Raw genomic sequence first — 15602 nt, 5'->3', positions numbered from 1 at the left:
GGGTCCGCGATGGACATGTCGTTCGACCGGGCCGACGTGGAGGCGGTGGGCAACGGGAAGCCGTGGACCCATCGCGAGGAGTTCGCCGCCGAGGTGGACACGGAGCACATGGCGGACACCGCCTCGATCTTCGCGCGGGCCGCCCACGAGGCGCGCAGCGCCGGTGACCTGGCGGAACGCGCCACGCGGATGGGGCAACAGGCCGGTGCCCACCACGACGGCGCGGCGTTCGTGGAGGACGACCGCATCGACATCACCGCCGCGGGCCTCCAGGGCAACGGCGAGGGCATCGACAACGTCGTCCGCATGGTCGTCCGCGCCATGAACCGGGCCATGCAGGCCAGGGACGAGGTGGACGCGCAGATCGACGGGGCCGGGGGCGTGAGCGGCATGCAGCCCATCCTCGAACGCAACGTCGCGCGGGCGGCGGCGGCGTGGCGGAGCGCGCAGGAGTTCTTCGCCGCCCAGCAGGCGCCCGCCCAGCAGGTGTTTCCCTCCGTGCAGTTGCCGAACGCGTTCGGAGGCGCCAGGGCGCCCGTCTTCGACTTCGACGGCGTGGAGTACCAGGGAGTGCCTTCGGGCGGCGGCTGGGCCCCGCCGGCGAACCTGCCGGCCGACATCCGCGACGCCTACCTCAACATGACGGCGGACGACGCATACTGGGCCGACAACGAGATCACCGACGCCATCCGGCAGTACCGGCAGAAGCTCGCCGAGTACGGGGCCGAGCTGGAGGAGGCCGGCTTCGACACCTCGCAGGGGCCGCTCGGCATCTGGCGCAGCCCCGAGATGGCCGCCTTCAACGGCGAGGAATTCGGCAAGCTCATCGGCCAGAGCAGCCCCGACGCCGAACTGCTGGCCCGCTACAGCGCCGGGCTGAACAGCATCGCGGAGGACGGCCAGGGGCCGCACGGCGCCAAGCCGCCCACGCCCGAGCAACAGGCGTACCTGAACGCGTTCTTCGGCACGCTCGACACCGACGACCTGCTCAAGGCCGGGCAGCTCTTCGGCCCTCGTTACGAGCAGGCTCAGCGGTACCTGGCCAATGGCGTCATCGCCGCCTCCACCGGTCCGGAACCCCTCGACGACATACGGGAGTTCGTCAAGGAGAGACTGACCGCCCACCAGAGCGAGGGCGCGTTCGGCGTGCGGCAGCAGGCGGAGCGCTTCGACGATTTCGGCGACCTCATGAGCCATGCCACGCTCACTCCGAGCAAGGAATTCAGCACGGCGCTGATCAACGCCTCTCTCAACGCCCAGGAGGACTTCCAGTACCAGCGCATGGCCTTCGGTGCCGACCCGCTCGAAGGCAGTCCGCAACTCCTCTCGCTCGCCGCCAAGAACGATGCCGCGGCCGCGGAATTCCTGAGCGACGAGAACCGGATCGGCCGGCTCTTCGACGCCGCTCCCACGGCGTCCTGGGCGGACAACGGGGCCGCCGTGGGCGACCTGATCCGTTCCGGAACCCTGCCCGACGGCCCCACCCTCACGCAGGGCGAGGCGTTCAAGCGGACCGCGCGCGACACCCTGATGCGGTTCGTCTCGGACAATTCCGACGCGATCATCCAAGGGCAGTACGACATTCCCGCGCGGGCCGAGCTCACGCTCGCGGACGTCGTGGGGCACCCGGAAAACCTGCGCGCCATGCAGGCGGAGGACGGCGTCTATCCCCCTCCGTCACAACAGAACATTTTCTCGGTGCTGATGAACGGCGAAGCCGAGACCGCGGCACACTTCACCTCCCACGTCGACGCGTACATCGAGGAAGAGGCAGGCAGGGTTTTCCGGCAGGCCGAAGGAACGGGGGACGATCACACGGAGATGCGCATGCTCGGCAAGCTGAGTGGTGCCGTCTCCAACGCCGCCCTGGACACGCTGCACCGGGTCGAGCAGCGGGGCGACGAACTGTCGGCGGACACCTACGACATCTTCAAGGGCGTGCTCGGCGTGGTCGGGGAGGCCCCGGGCCCCTGGGGCGCGATTGCCGGGGTCACGAGCGGGCTGGCCGACCTGCCGGGCGTGGAACCGGAGGCCACCGCCGAGCGGAACGACAACCTGCGGCGCTACTGGGAGGAGAACCGCGGCGGCGCGGAGCAGCTGAACCGGATCTACGACGCGGCGCGGGACGCCCGATACCGGGGAATGCACGAGGGGGAGGCGGCCCGGGTCATTCCGCAGACCCACGGGGACTGGGACCTGAGCCCCGAGCAGTGGGACGCCATCGGCAGCCACCGGGACCCGAACCGGCGGCACGCGCTCGAACGCGCCCTCGGCGAGCTGGGCGACGAGTTCCTCGAAGGCCGCGCCGGCATGCTCGGCTGGGACGAGGTGCGGAACGACTTCGACGAGGACGAGGCCGACCGGCTGCTGCGCGAGTACCGGGAAAGCCTGAGGGGCCGGCAGTGAACGCCCCCACCCGCGTGGTGCGGCGGCCGGCGCGGGCGGCGGCGCCGGTGGTGCCCGAGGAGGAGCTGGTGCTCAAGCCGCCCCCGCTGCTGCCGAAGGCGGAGGAGGGCAACGTGTGGCTGAGCGCGCTGCCCGCGCTCAGCGGACTCGGCTCCGTCCTCTACATGCTGACCATGGGCCGCGGCACCCTGGGCTACGTCATCGGCGCGATGTTCCTGGTCTCCAGCGTGGCGATGATCGCCGGCTCGGTGCTGCGGCAGCGCGGCGCGGTGAAGAGCCAGGCCCGCCACGAGCGCCGCGAGTACCTGCGCTACCTGGAGCGCACCAGGACCGAGGTGCGGCGCACCGCGCAGGCCCAGCGGGAGGCGCTGGAGTGGGGCGCCCCGCACCCGCGGCTGCTGTGGTGCGTGGCCGACAGCCGCCGCCTGTGGGAACGCCGCGGCGGGGACGCGGACTTCGGGGTGGTGCGGGTCGGCGCCGGCCCCCGGTACCTGGCGACCCCGCTGAAGGCGGCGGAGACCGCCCACGTGGAGGACCTGGAACCGCTGTGCACCGTGGCCCTCAAGCGGTTCATCGAGGCGTACGCGGTGGTGCCGGGGCTGCCGGTGCAGGTGGCGCTGCGGCGTTTCGCGGCCGTGTCGGTCACGGACGGCGAGGGGCGCGAGGCGGCGCGGGCGCTGGTGCGTGCGATGCTCGCGCACGCGGTGACGTTCCACTCGCCCAGGGACCTGCGGATCGTGGTGTGCACCCGGGACGTGGAGGCGCCCGAGTGGGGCTGGCTGAAGTGGCTGCCGCACGTGCACCACCCGGAGGAGCTGGACCACGTCGGCCCGGTGCGGATGATGCACCGGAGCCTCGCCGTGCTGGAGGAGTGGCTGGGCGCGGAGCTGACCCGGCGGACCCGGTTCAGCCGCGGGGCCGCGCCCGACCCCGACGTGCCGCACCTGCTGGTCGTCCTGGACGGCGGGCTGGCCACGGGCGGGGAGGCGCTGCTCGACCCCGGCGGGATGCAGCACGTCACGGTGCTGGACGTGGACGGGCAGGCCGAGGCGCTGGCCGAGGCGCACGGGGTGCGTCTGGAGATCGGGGAGGGCACGCTCGCCGTCCGGAGCGGCGACACCCGCGAGGAGCTGGGCACCGCCGACGGGCTGACCGTCGCCGAGGCGGAGGCCCTCGCGATGCAACTCGCCCGGTACCGCCCGGACTCGGCGGGCACCGGCGACGCCGAGGACCTCACGGCCGCCGTCAACACGCTGCCGGGCCTGCTCGGCATCCAGGACGCCGGGCGCCTCGACCTGGACACCCTGTGGCGCACCAGGCCCATGCGGGACCGGCTGCGCGTCCCGATCGGCCTTTCCGCCGACGGCGGGCCGCTTGAGCTGGACATCAAGGAGTCGGCGCAGAACGGGATGGGCCCGCACGGCCTGCTGGTGGGCGCCACCGGCTCGGGCAAGTCGGAGCTGCTGCGCACCCTGGTGCTCGGCATGGCCGCCACGCACTCCCCGCACCAGCTGAACTTCGTGCTGGTGGACTTCAAGGGCGGCGCGACCTTCGCCGGCATGGCCGAACTGCCGCACGTGGCGGCCGTCATCACCAACCTGGAGGACGACCTCACCCTGGTCGACCGGATGAAGGAGGCCCTCTCCGGCGAGATGAACCGGCGCCAGGAGGTGCTCCGGGCCGCCGGGAACCTGGTCTCGGTGCGGGACTACGAGCGGGCCAGGCAGCGCGGCGCCGACCTGCCGCCGCTGCCCAGCCTGTTCATCGTCGTCGACGAGTTCTCCGAACTCCTCGCGCAGAAGCCGGACTTCGCCGACCTGTTCGTGCAGATCGGGCGGCTGGGCCGTTCGCTTGGCCTGCACCTGCTGCTGGCCTCCCAGCGGCTGGACGAGAGCCGGCTGCGGGGACTTGAGGCCCACCTGTCCTACCGCATCGGCCTGCGGACCTTCTCCGAGGGCGAGAGCCGCACCGCCCTCGGCGTGCCCGACGCCCACCACCTGCCCAGCGCCCCGGGGCACGGCTACCTCAAGACGGACACCGCCACCCTCAGGCGCTTCCGCGCCGCCTACGTCTCCGGCCCCCACCGCACCGGCGAGGACCCGGGGCAGGCCGTGCTCGGCGGCGGCGCGGACGTCCGCCCGTTCCGCGCCGGCCACCTGCCCGTCCCCGTGGACGAACGCCCCCCGGAGCCCGAACCCGAGCCGGAGCCCGACGAGTTCGGGGAGGGCGAGGATCTGGGCACCACGGTGCTCGGCGTGATGGTCGGCCAGATGGCCGGGCAGGGGCCGCAGGCCCACCAGGTCTGGCTGCCGCCACTCGACCAGCCCGAGCCCCTGGACGCGCTCCACGCCGCGCCGGGGGAACGGCCGGGCCGCGGCGGCGGCAACGCCCCGCTGACCGCCGTCATCGGCGTCGTCGACCGGCCCTTCCACCAGCGCCGCGACCCGCTGGAGCTGGACCTGGCGGGGGCCGGCGGCCACGTCGCGGTGGTCGGCGGCCCGCGCAGCGGGAAGTCCACGGCGGTGCGGGCCCTCATCGGCTCCCTGGCGCTGCGCCACTCCCCGGCCGAGGTGCAGTTCTACTGCCTGGACTTCAGCGGCGCCCTCTTCCCCTTCGCCGGGCTGCCGCACGTGGGCGGCGTCGCGGGACGCCTCGACGCGGAGGTGATCAACCGGACCGTCGCCGAGGTCCTCGGCATCCTCGAAAGCCGCGAGACCCTGTTCCGCGAGGCGGGCATCGAGTCGATGGCCGGGTACCGCACGGCCCGCGCCGAGGGCCGCTTCGCCGACGGCCCTTCCGCGGCCTCCGGCCGGGAGGACCCCCACGGCGACGTCTTCCTGATCGTCGACGGCTGGGCGGTGCTGCGGCAGAGCTATCCGGAGCTGGAGCAGACCCTCACCGCCCTGGCCGGCCGGATGCTCACCTACGGCATCCACCTGGTGGTCACCGGCAACCGCTGGCTGGACATGCGCATGGGCCTGCGGGACCTCATCGGCACCAAGGTGGAGCTGAAGCTGGGCGACCCGCTGGACTCGGAGGTGGACCGCAAGGCGCAGCGCACCATCCCCGCCGGCCGCCCGGGCCGCGGCATCACCGAGGAGAAGCTGCACTTCCTCACGGCGGTCCCCCGCGTGGACGGCGTGCGCTCCGACGCCGGGCTCGCCGAGGGCGTGGCCGGGCTGGTGCGCCACCTCGCCGAGTGCTGGCCGGGCCGCCGCGCCCCCGGGGTGCGGCTGCTGCCGACCAGCCTGGACGCGGCCGAGGTGCCGGCGGACCCGGCCGGGCGGCCCGGCGTGGTCATCGGGGTGGAGGGCAACCGCCTCGAACCGGTCCGGCTCACCCCGGGCGAGGACACCGGGCTGATCGTCATCGGCGACAGCGAGTCGGGAAAGACCTCGCTGCTGCGCGGCATTGCCCGCCAGATCACCGAGAACCACACCCCGGAGCAGGCCAAACTGATCATTCTCGATCACCGGATGACGATGCTCCGCGAGTTCGAGGGGCCGGGGCTGCTGGGCTACTCGACCAGCCTCGAACGTTCCCACGAGGTCGTCGGCGGCCTCGTCGAGGGGCTGCGCAAACGCCTCCCTGGCCCCGGCGTCACCCCGGAGCAACTGCGCGACCGCTCCTGGTGGCACGGGCCCGAGATCTACCTCCTCGTCGACGACTACGACCTGGTCGCCACCTCGCGCGGCAACCCGCTGAAGGCGCTCCTCGACCTGCTCCCGCAGGCCCGCGGCATCGGGCTCCACCTCTTCCTCACCCGCCAGGCCGGCGGCTCGGCGCGCGCCGTCGCCGAGCCCGTCCTCGGCCGCCTCAAGGAACTCAACACGCCCGCCGTCCTGCTGAGCATCCCCAAGGACGAGATGCCCATCTGGGGCATCAAGCCGGCGCAGCGCCGCAAGGGCCGCGGCCTGCTCCTCCACCGCAAGCTGGGCAACGTACCGGTGCAGCTGGTCCGCGCCGACTCGCCCCTGACCACCCTCGACGACCCCAGGGGGAACCCGTCATGAGCGGCAGCCTCACCCACCGGCCCGCGACGCAGGCGGGCGCCACGTTCGTGCGCATCGGCCTCGCGGGACCCGCGGGCCGCGCCGACCTCGCCGTGCCCGCCGGCGTTCCGCTGGCCCGGCTGATGCCGGCCCTGCTGCGGCACGCCGGCGAGGAGCCGGGGCCCGACGGCGGGGTCGGGCACGGCGGCTGGGTGCTGCGCCGCGCCGACGGCACCCGGCTCGACACCGCGGCCCCGCTCGCCGCCCAAGGGGTGGGCGAGGGCGACCTGCTGTTCGTCGGCCGGGGCAGCGACGACACCACGCCACCGCTGTACGACGACGTCGTGGAGGTCATGGGCCGGGAGATCCGCGGGGACCTGCGCGGGGACGTCCGCAGGGACCTGCGCGGGGACTTCCGCGGGGACTTCCGTGGGGAAAACAGCGCGGGAACCGCCGGGGCTGCCGGGGGTGCCGGCGGGGGCGGCGGCCGGGGGAGCGCGGGGGGCGGGCTGCCCGCCGCCGCCGTCCGCGGGGCCACCGGCGCGCTGGCCACCCTGGCCGTGCTCGCGGCCTGCGCCGCGCTCGACGCGGCGCCCGGCGCGCTGCCCGGCTGGCTCGGCCTCGCCACGGCCGTGTGCGCGCTGTCCTTCGGCCTCCTGCTGTCCCGCGCCTTCGGCGACACCCGGGCCGGCGTCCTCGCCTCCGTGCTGGCCGCCCCGCCCGCCATGCTCGGCGCCGTCCGGCTGCTCGGCGGCGGCACCGGCATCCTCGGCGGCGCCACCGCCGGGCAACTCCTCCTCGCCTGCGGGGTGCTGGCCCTGATCGGCGCGGTGGGCCCGCTGCTGGCCGACGGCGGCGACGGCGCCTTCGCCGCCCTGGTGACCGCCGGGCCGCTCACCGCCACCGGCGCACTGGTGTGCGCGGTGTGGGACGTGGCGCCGGCGCGTGCCGCGGCGATCGCGGCGCCGCTCGCCCTGGCCCTCACCACCCTGTGGCCCACGGTCGCGGTGCGCCTCGCCGGCATCCCGGGCCCGCAGGTGGCGGCCACCGTGGAGGAACTGGACGCGCTGCCCAGCCAGCTCGCCTACGACCGGCTGCGCGCCAGGATCGCCGCCGCCCGCCGGCTGCTGCTCGGGATGCAGGCCGGCAGCCACCTCGTGGCCGGGGGCGGCGCCGTGGTGCTGTTCGGCTCGGGCCGGCTGTGGCCCGGCGTGCTCGGCGCGGCGCTCACGCTGCTGATGCTGACGCGCACCCGCCTGTTCGCCGGGCCCGCCCAGGCCGCCGTGCCCCTCACCTGCGCCCTGCTCGCGGCGGGCGGCGCCGCGGCCGCCTACGTGACCGGCCGCTTCGGCGAGACGGTCCCGATGCTGGGCGTGGCCCTGCCCGGCGCGCTGCTGATCGCCCTGGCGGCCGGCCTCGTCGGCCTCTTCACCGGCCGCACCCGGCTGAACCCCCGCCTCTCCCGCGCCATCGACCTGCTGGAAGGGACGCTCCTGCTGTCCGTCGTGCCGCTCTGCCTGGCCGTGTGGGAGGTCTACCCGGCCCTCCTGGACCTGAGGGCGTGAGGCCGATGCGAAGGACCACACCCGCCGGGCCCGCGCACCCGGCCGGCCCCGCCCGTCCGGCCCGCCCGCCCCAACCCCCGGAACGCGCCCGGTACTTCCGCCCGGCGCGCCCGGGCCGCCCCGCGCGCCCGGCCCGCCCGGCCCGCCCCGCGCGCCTGCCCCGCGTTGCCGGGGCCGCCGCCCTGGCGCTGCTCGTGGGCCTCGCCGCCCCGCTGACCGTTCCCGGGCTCGCCCGTCCCGCCGCGGCCACCCCCTGCCGCACCCAGGTCACCGGCGGGGACCTGGCGGAGAACGCCGGGCCCTACCGGCTGATCGACCAACTCGGCCTGCGGCAGGCGTGGGACCTGTCCACCGGCGCGGGCGTCCTCGTGGGCGTCGTCGACTCGGGCGTCGACGCCCGCCACCCCGACCTGGGCGGGGAGGCGGTCACCAGGGGCAGCGAGTTCACCGCGGAGGCGACCGCACGCCAGACCCGGCGCACCGCGCCGCCGCCCCGGCAGGACTGTTCGGGCCACGGCACGGCCATCGCCGGGCTGATCGCGGCCCGCCGCTCGGCCGGGGACCGGATGACCGGCGTCGCGCCCGCCGCCACCGTCTACCCGGTGCGCCTGGACGGCTCGGTCGAACAGCTGCCGCCCGAGACCATCGCCCGCGCCATCGACGACGCCGTCGACGCGCACGTCGGCGTGCTCAACCTGTCCTTCGGCCGGCCCGCGGACGACCGGGCCATCCGGCGGGCGGTGGAGCGTGCGCTCGCCGCCGACGTGGTCGTGGTCGCCGCCGCGGGCAACGAGGGCGACGCGGGCCCCGGCGGCGGGCTGATGTACCCGGCCGCCTACGAGGGCGTGCTCGCCGTCGGCGCGGTCACCGACGCGGGACTGCCCATGGACTCCTCCAACACCGGCGAGTGGATCGACCTGTCCGCCTATGGCGAGGACCTGACCGTGGCCGCCCCCGGGGGCTCCGGCTACCGCACCGTGGCCGGCAACAGCTTCGCCGCCGCGCAGGTGTCGGGCGTGGCCGCGCTGGTGCGGTCCCGCTTCCCCCGGCTCTCCGCCCAGGAGGTGGCGCGGCGGCTCACCGAGTCGGCCTCCCCGGTCGGCGGCGGCCGCAACGACGCCACGGGCGCCGGGATCGTCGACCCCTTCGGCGCCCTGACCCACCTCGGCGCGAGCCCCGCGCAGGAAGCCGGGGACGGGACGCAGGGCAGCGTCCCCGTGCAGGCCGTCCCGCGCGAGGAACCCCTGGTGGACGCCGCCACCGCCAGGGCCCTGGCCGCAAGCGGCGTGCTGCTGCTCGCCTGCGCCCTCAGCCTGCTCGGCACGCCCGCGATCCGCCGCGCCGCCGCCCGCCACTGGCGGGCCGGGCCCGCGGAGCCCGGCACCGGGGCCGCGGAGCCCGGCACCGGGGCCGCGGAGCCCGGCACCGGGGCCGCCCCCGTCCCGGCGAGGCCGGCCGGTCCCGCCCTGCGCCTGCTCGACGGCGGCGACGTCCCCGCCTCCACCACCTCGCCGCGCGGCAGGAAGGGGAGCTGACCGATGGCCACGACACGCGAACGGGCCGACGCCCACGCCTACGACTCGCGCCGCAGAAGCACCAGCCTCCTGCGCGGCGCCGACGAGGCCGCCCGCGATCCGCGCCGCCGGCTGAACCGCACCCTCGCCGCAGGCACGGTCCTCGCCGTCCTGCTCATGGCGGGCTTCGGCATCGCCGGCTGGCTGGGCGGCGGCCGGGGACCCGCCCTGCCCTCCGCCGGGGCCGTCGTCGTCGGCGAGGACGGCGACAGCTACGTGGTCAGCGACGGGACCGTGCACCCGGCGCTCAACCTCAGCTCGGCCCTGCTGGTCGGCGGCGGCCAACTCACCCGGGTGCGGCAGGCCACCCTCGACGCGGCGCCCCGCGGACTGCCCGTCGGCATCCCGGGCGCCCCCGACGCGCTGCCGGACGAGGGCCGGCTCCTCGACGGCGACTGGACCTTGTGCGTCATCCCCGCCGAGACCGGCGGCTCGCCCACCAGGACCGCCCTGTACGTGTCGGTGCCCGGGGTGGCGCCGGGCGAGGGCGCGGCGGGCGTCACCCTGCTGGCGCAGACGGACGACGGCGGGCTGTGGCTGCTCACCGAAGGCCGCCGCCACGCCCTGACCGAGGCGGTCCGCGGGCTGCTCGGCCTCCAGCGCGTGCGCCCGGTCCCGTTGCCGCCCGAGGTGCTGGCCACCGTGCCCGAGGGCCCCGCGATCACCGCCCCCGAACCCGGCGGCGCGGGCGCGGAACCGCAGGTGGCCCTGCCGTTCCCCGCCCGGGTGGGAGACCTGGCCCACACCGGGCTCCAGGGCGCCAACCCGCAGTACTACCTGGTGCGTCCGGACGGCCTGGTGTCCGTCTCCCCCCTGGTGTACGCGCTGCTCGGCGCCACGGCCGGGGCGGACCACGCGCTCGACGGCACCCAGGCGGCGGCGGCCCCGCGCTCCGCGGAGCCGCCGCCGGGCGACGCGGCCTGGCCCGACGCCCTGCCCCGGGCCGCGGAACCCGGCCGCGAGCAGCCGGTGTGCGTGAGCACCCCGCCGGGCAGCGAGCCGGGCGACGCCCCCTGGCGGGCCACCGTCCACCTGCCGGGCAGGATGCCGGAGCCGGCCGGGCTCGCGCCGGTGACCTCCGCGAACGGCGCCAGGCTCGGCCTGCTCGACGCCGTCTACCTGCCGCCGGGCGCCGGGGCCCTGGTCCTCGCCACCACCTCGGGCGGCACCGGCGGCACCCACACCCTGATCACCGACGCCGGCATCGCCTACCCGTTCGCCTCCGCCGAGGCCGTGCAACGCCTGCGCTACGACCACCGGGCGGCGCCCTCGATGCCGCGCGCCTTCGTGGACCTGCTGCCCAGGGGGCCGGTCCTCGACCCCGAGGACGCCGCCAGGGAACTGCGCGAGCGCACCGCCGAGGGGGACGGCGGGGAGGCCGGCGCGGCAGACGGCGCGGGGGCCGCCGGCGAAGCCGGCCAGGACACCGAGGAGACGGCACCGTGACCCGCACGAGCACACCCACCCGCCCCACCGGCCCCTCCCACCCCTCTCACCCCTCCCACCCTTCCCGCCTCTCCCGCCTCTTTCACCCCGGCGCTCGCCCCGGCCGTTCCGGCAGTGCCGCTCGGCCCGGCAGTGCCGCTCGGCCCGGCCGCCGCGGCGGTTTCGGCCGGGGCCGGGTGGTGGCGGTGGAGGGCGGCCTCGGCCTGCTCCTCGCCGGGCTTGCCGCCGGCGGCCCTGGGGGCTGCGCCCTGGCCGCCGCCGGGGCCCTCGCCCTCGCCGCCGGGCTGCTGCGGCGCCGGGGCGTCCACGCCGACCGGAGGCTCCTCGAGCCCTTCCCGCAGGCGGCCACCCCGGCAGGCATCCCGGAGCCGGGGGAGGACCACCTCGGGCTCGCGCACACGCTGCTGCCCGTGCTGGACGTCACCGAGGTCGCCGACCGGAACCTGCCCGCGGACGCGCCAGGGCTCGGCGTGCTGTCCGACGGCCGGGGCTGCGCCGCGGTCCTCGCCTTCCCCGCCGGCACCCTCCCCGACCTGCCCGCCGCCCTGCTGGGCGCGTGGCTCGACACGGACCCGGCCCGGCCCGCCGCCGCCCAGCTCCTCGTCGAACAGTTCGGCCCGCCGCCCTGGGACCTCCAGTACGGGTACCGGCCCACGATCGCCTACCGGGCGCTGCCCGGCGGGCCCCGGCCGCTGGCCGTGCGCTCCTGGCTGGTGCTGCGCTACGAGGCGTTCGGCGCCCCCGAGGCCGCCGAGCGGCGGGGCGGCGGTCTGGCGGGCGCCCGGGCGGCGACGGCCGCCGCCACCGCCCGCATCCGCGCCCGGCTCGCCGCCGCCGGCGCCCCCACCACCCCGCTCGGCGCCCCCGAACTGCGCGAGCTGCTGCGGCAGGTCGGCGACCCGGCGGGCGAGGGGCGGTCCCTGCCGGACAGCTGGGCCGGCATCGACTTCACCCACTGCTGCCTCGCCGCGCCCCTGGACTCGCCGGTCGAGTGGACGCGCCTGCTGCACGCCCTGGCCGGCTGCACCGCGGAACGCGTCGTCGCCGCCACCACCCTGACCCGCGAGGGCGGGGCGCTGCGGGCCCTGACCGCGGTGCGCGTGGTCGGCATGCGGGCCCAGCACGCGGCCGAGGAACGCGCCCGCCTGCTGCGTTCCGGCATCCTGCGCGAGACGCCGACCGACCAGCGCGCCGGACTGCTCGCCACCCTGCCGGTGGCCCACCCCTTCCGCTCGCCGGCCGAGACGGCCGGCCTCGTCTCCCCCGGAGCGCCCCGATGAACCGCCGCGAGCACCCGCAACTCCCCGTCGCCCACTGGCGGGACGTGCCCCCGGCGGACTTCAGGCTGACCTGGGCCGAGGCGGGCGTCCAGCTGGGCACCAACCGCGAGGGCCGGGTCGTCGCCCTGCCCGCGGGCCCGGGCCCGGCCCGCATCGCGGTGCTCGGGGAGTCCCTGTTCGGCCGCCTCTTCGGCCTCCGGATGCTGGCCGTCGGCGCCCGGGTCACCGCCGCCACCCGGGTGCCCGCCCAGTGGCACGGCATCGCGCAGGTGGCGGGCGGCCGGCTCACGGTCGCCGACGGCGTCGCCGGCTGGCCCCCGGGACCGGCCGCCCCGCCCAGCCAGGAGGGCGGCCCCCAGGCCCTCGTCTGCGACCTGCGCCGCCCGCCGTCCGTCACCCTCGCGAACGGCGCCTGGCGCACGATCCTGCACGTCACCCGGGACGCGCCACGCCGCTCCTTCTTCTGGACGGCCCCCGACGCGCTGCTCGCCCTCGACGCCAGGTTCGCGGAGGCCACCGGCCGCCTCCTCGGCGCGGACGCGGCCCGCGTGACCGCCGCGCTGAGCCCGGGCGAGGTCGTCCTCTTCCGCCCCGCGGGCACCGAGATCCTGCGCCTGGACATCTCCCCCGCGGAAACGGCCCTCCTGACCCCGGGCAGGCACCCCTGAACCGCCCTGTCCCGCCTGTGAGTTCGCGACCGCGCCGACCACCTGCCGCACGAAATCCCGGCGGGCCCCGGCTCTTCGACCGCAGAGCACAACGGCCCCGCCGGTGGCGAGGCCGTGTGGAGTGCACCCCGAAGGGATGACGCCCGCCAGTATCGCAGCCGACGCCGTTGAACGGACTTACCCTGGCGGGGAGTGCACACAGCCCCAAAGGGGATTCCCACATGATTGACGTACCTCAGCTGACGATCGGTCAGCGCATCAAGTACTACCGACAGCGAGCAGGGAAGTCGCAGGCAGCTCTGGGAGGTCTGGTCGGACGCTCGGAGGACTGGGTCAGCAAGGTCGAGCGGGACATCATCCCCGTGGACCGGCTCTCCCTCCTGCTCGACATCGGACGCGTCCTCGGCGTCTCCGATCTCGGAGACCTGATCGGGCCCGCGGTCAGCGTCAACGTCGCCGGTGCCCCCGAGCATCCAGCCGTGCCGCGCATCCGCCGCGCCCTCAACACGCCTCCGAGCCTTCTCGGCAACACCCTCCAGGGAGAACCTCTCACCCCGCAACAGCTGGGCGACCGTATCCGGGACGCGTGGCGTATTTACGAGACCCGCACTGAACGGTACGGGCCCGTGGGCGACATGCTTCCGGGGCTGCTCGCCGAGGCGTACTCCACGCTCCGGGCCGCGACCGGCGAGCAGGAGAGCCAAGCCGCACGCGAACTCGTCAGCCTCCTCCATCTCCACCAGGTCTACCTGCGGCGCGTCGGTGAACGGCGGCTGTCCCTCCTCGCCGCCGACCGAGCGATGCAGATCGCAGACGACACCGACGACCCCACGTTGATCGCGGCCGCAGCCTGGAACCTCGCCGGCATCCTGCTCTCCAGTGGTGACGTCGCCGAAGCTCTGGAGCTGGCGCGCGCCACGATCGCGCACGTGCGGCCCGGCGACGACGCCGCCCCGGACCACCTGAGCGCGTTCGGTGCGCTGCACCTGGTCGGCGTGATCGCCGCAGTCCGGGCAACCAACGCCCCTGCCGCATGGGACCTTCTCCGCGAGGCAGCGCGGGTCGCCGATCGCATCGGCCATGACCGGAACGACTGGCACACCGCGTTCGGGCCCACCAACGTACGTATGCACGCCGTCCACCTCGCCGCCGAGGAGGGTGATGCTGCAGAGGCGCTGCGTCTGGCGGACAACGTGAGCGTCCCGCAGGCGGGCGGCGTGCTGCCGCTGGAGCGCACCACCCGGTACCTCGTGGAGGTCATGCACGCGAACCGGCTGGTGGGTGACGACTTCGCCACTGTCTACATGCTGGACAAGATCAGGAAGGCGTCACCCGAGGAGATCCGGTACTTCCCCCTTGTGCGTGAAGCGATTCTCGGCCTGATGAAGCGCGAGCGGCCCGAGTTCCGCGATGACCTGCGGAGTCTGGCCGAACACGTCGGCGTGGTCGCCGCGGCCTGACCCGGAAACCGGTGCACCCCGGAAGCAGTTTCCGGGGTGCACCGCCATTTTGCCGTCACCATCAGCGACATGATGGCAACTCAGAAGAACCGGAGCGGGCGAAACAAAGGAACGACGGCCAATCCTGCCCAAGGCGTGCGCATCGAGCGCCTGCCGAGCAGGCCGTTGCAACGCACCGAGGCTGGACGCATCGCGCTGCCGCTGTGGGTGCTCAACGATGGTGAGCATGTGGGTGATGGCGCGCTCGTCATGACCTGTGACGAGGCCGCCGAGCTACACCGCGAGATCGGTCGGCTCCTCGCCACGCAGCCCGAGGAGAAGAGCCGGTGAACGGCACTTGCGCGGGCGGGCCGCGTACGCGCCGGGCGTACGTGGCGGATGCGGCCACGGGGCTGGCGGACTCTCCGCCGCGGCGGCATTGCGTCTGCGGGGAGCTGATCACCTTGGCCCTTCGAGACGTCACGGCGGCCGAGTACCCGGCCCGATGCCCGTCGTGCGCGAGGGCGCAACTCCACTTCACCGCCTCACCGGAGGACTCCGACTCATGACCGTGCCTGCCCGTTCGCTGCGTACCTGGGGGCCGAAGGGGCTGCCCGTGCCGTATGTCGTGCGCTGGAGTGGGGAGGTGGTCGTCACCGATCGGGATCTGATCGTCAGGGCGGATGGGCGGGGGCTGGGCTATCGGGACGAGCGGCCGGGGGATCGGGATCGGCACGGGGTGCTGTGGGCCCGGTTGACGGAGGAGCCGGGCGGTGGGCAGCCGGAGTTCCGGTGCATGCATCCGGCGCGGCAGCGGCGGGCGATGCTTGAGCGGCTCTGCCAGGTTTGTGGCGGGCCGGCGGATCGCAACGGCAAGGGCTGGCTGTTCGTGCTGGGCCGCCCTGGCCGGGAGGACGGTGTGCCGGGCTGGCCTGAGGGGGCGTTGTGCACGAAGCCGCCGGTGTGCGAGCCGTGTGCCGGGGTGGCGGTGGCGCACTGCCCGCACCTGGGGGAGCCCGCGTTCGTGCGGGTGCGCAAGCCGCGGGTGTGGGGGGTGTTCGGTGGCTTCTTCGTGCCCGGCCGCGGCGGTCGCCTGGCCGGGAGCGAGGACGCCGATCTGCCCTTCGGCCACCCGCAGGCGGACTGGTTCCTCGCCAATCAGCTCGTCGTCGAACTCACCCGCACCACCCGCGTGACGCCGTAACGGCCCCGGCCGGAGTCGGCCCGGCCGG

At 75.5% G+C, this 15602-nt stretch carries 10 protein-coding genes; all 10 read left to right on the top strand.

Annotation, left to right across the window (positions count from 1 at the left end; genetic code table 11):
• Positions 1-9: 9 nt before the first annotated feature.
• A complete protein-coding gene (locus D7294_RS11015) occupies positions 10-2406 on the top strand; it encodes a hypothetical protein (RefSeq protein ID WP_120678245.1) in 2397 nt (798 codons plus the stop codon).
• Positions 2403-6419, top strand: a complete 4017-nt coding sequence (gene eccCa, locus D7294_RS11010; protein ID WP_120678242.1) for a type VII secretion protein EccCa — start codon at positions 2403-2405, stop codon at positions 6417-6419. The genes D7294_RS11015 and eccCa overlap by 4 nt, the downstream gene beginning before the upstream one ends.
• Entirely contained in the window at positions 6416-7963 is a 1548-nt protein-coding gene (locus D7294_RS11005) for an EsaB/YukD family protein (RefSeq protein ID WP_120678240.1), read from the top strand. Before eccCa ends, D7294_RS11005 begins: the two co-directional genes overlap by 4 nt.
• A 5-nt stretch (positions 7964-7968) precedes the next feature.
• The gene (locus D7294_RS11000) at positions 7969-9498 is read left to right on the top strand and encodes a S8 family serine peptidase (protein ID WP_120678238.1); all 1530 of its coding nucleotides are present in this window, start codon (positions 7969-7971) and stop codon (positions 9496-9498) included.
• Between the two features lie 3 nt (positions 9499-9501).
• Entirely contained in the window at positions 9502-10983 is a 1482-nt protein-coding gene (gene eccB / locus D7294_RS10995) for a type VII secretion protein EccB (RefSeq protein WP_120678236.1), read from the top strand.
• A 185-nt stretch (positions 10984-11168) separates the two neighbouring features.
• Complete coding sequence (locus D7294_RS10990) at positions 11169-12263, top strand: type VII secretion protein EccE (protein ID WP_158674606.1); 1095 nt, start codon at positions 11169-11171, stop codon at positions 12261-12263.
• The gene (locus D7294_RS10985; protein WP_241562271.1) at positions 12260-12931 is read left to right on the top strand and encodes a hypothetical protein; all 672 of its coding nucleotides are present in this window, start codon (positions 12260-12262) and stop codon (positions 12929-12931) included. Before D7294_RS10990 ends, D7294_RS10985 begins: the two co-directional genes overlap by 4 nt.
• Positions 12932-13152: 221 nt before the next feature.
• Entirely contained in the window at positions 13153-14391 is a 1239-nt protein-coding gene (locus D7294_RS10980; protein WP_241562270.1) for a helix-turn-helix domain-containing protein, read from the top strand.
• 69 nt (positions 14392-14460) lie between these two features.
• Positions 14461-14721 carry a hypothetical protein gene (locus D7294_RS10975; RefSeq protein WP_241562269.1) on the top strand — a complete coding sequence of 87 codons (261 nt, stop codon included), beginning with the start codon at positions 14461-14463 and terminating at the stop codon, positions 14719-14721.
• Positions 14722-14935: 214 nt separating this feature from the next.
• Positions 14936-15574, top strand: a complete 639-nt coding sequence (locus D7294_RS10970; RefSeq protein ID WP_120678232.1) for a hypothetical protein — start codon at positions 14936-14938, stop codon at positions 15572-15574.
• Positions 15575-15602: the final 28 nt, after the last annotated feature.

The sequence above is a fragment of the Streptomyces hoynatensis genome (genome assembly GCF_003626535.1).
GTDB lineage: Bacteria > Actinomycetota > Actinomycetes > Streptomycetales > Streptomycetaceae > Streptomyces > Streptomyces hoynatensis.
This window is presented reverse-complemented; position numbering and strand designations above follow the sequence as displayed.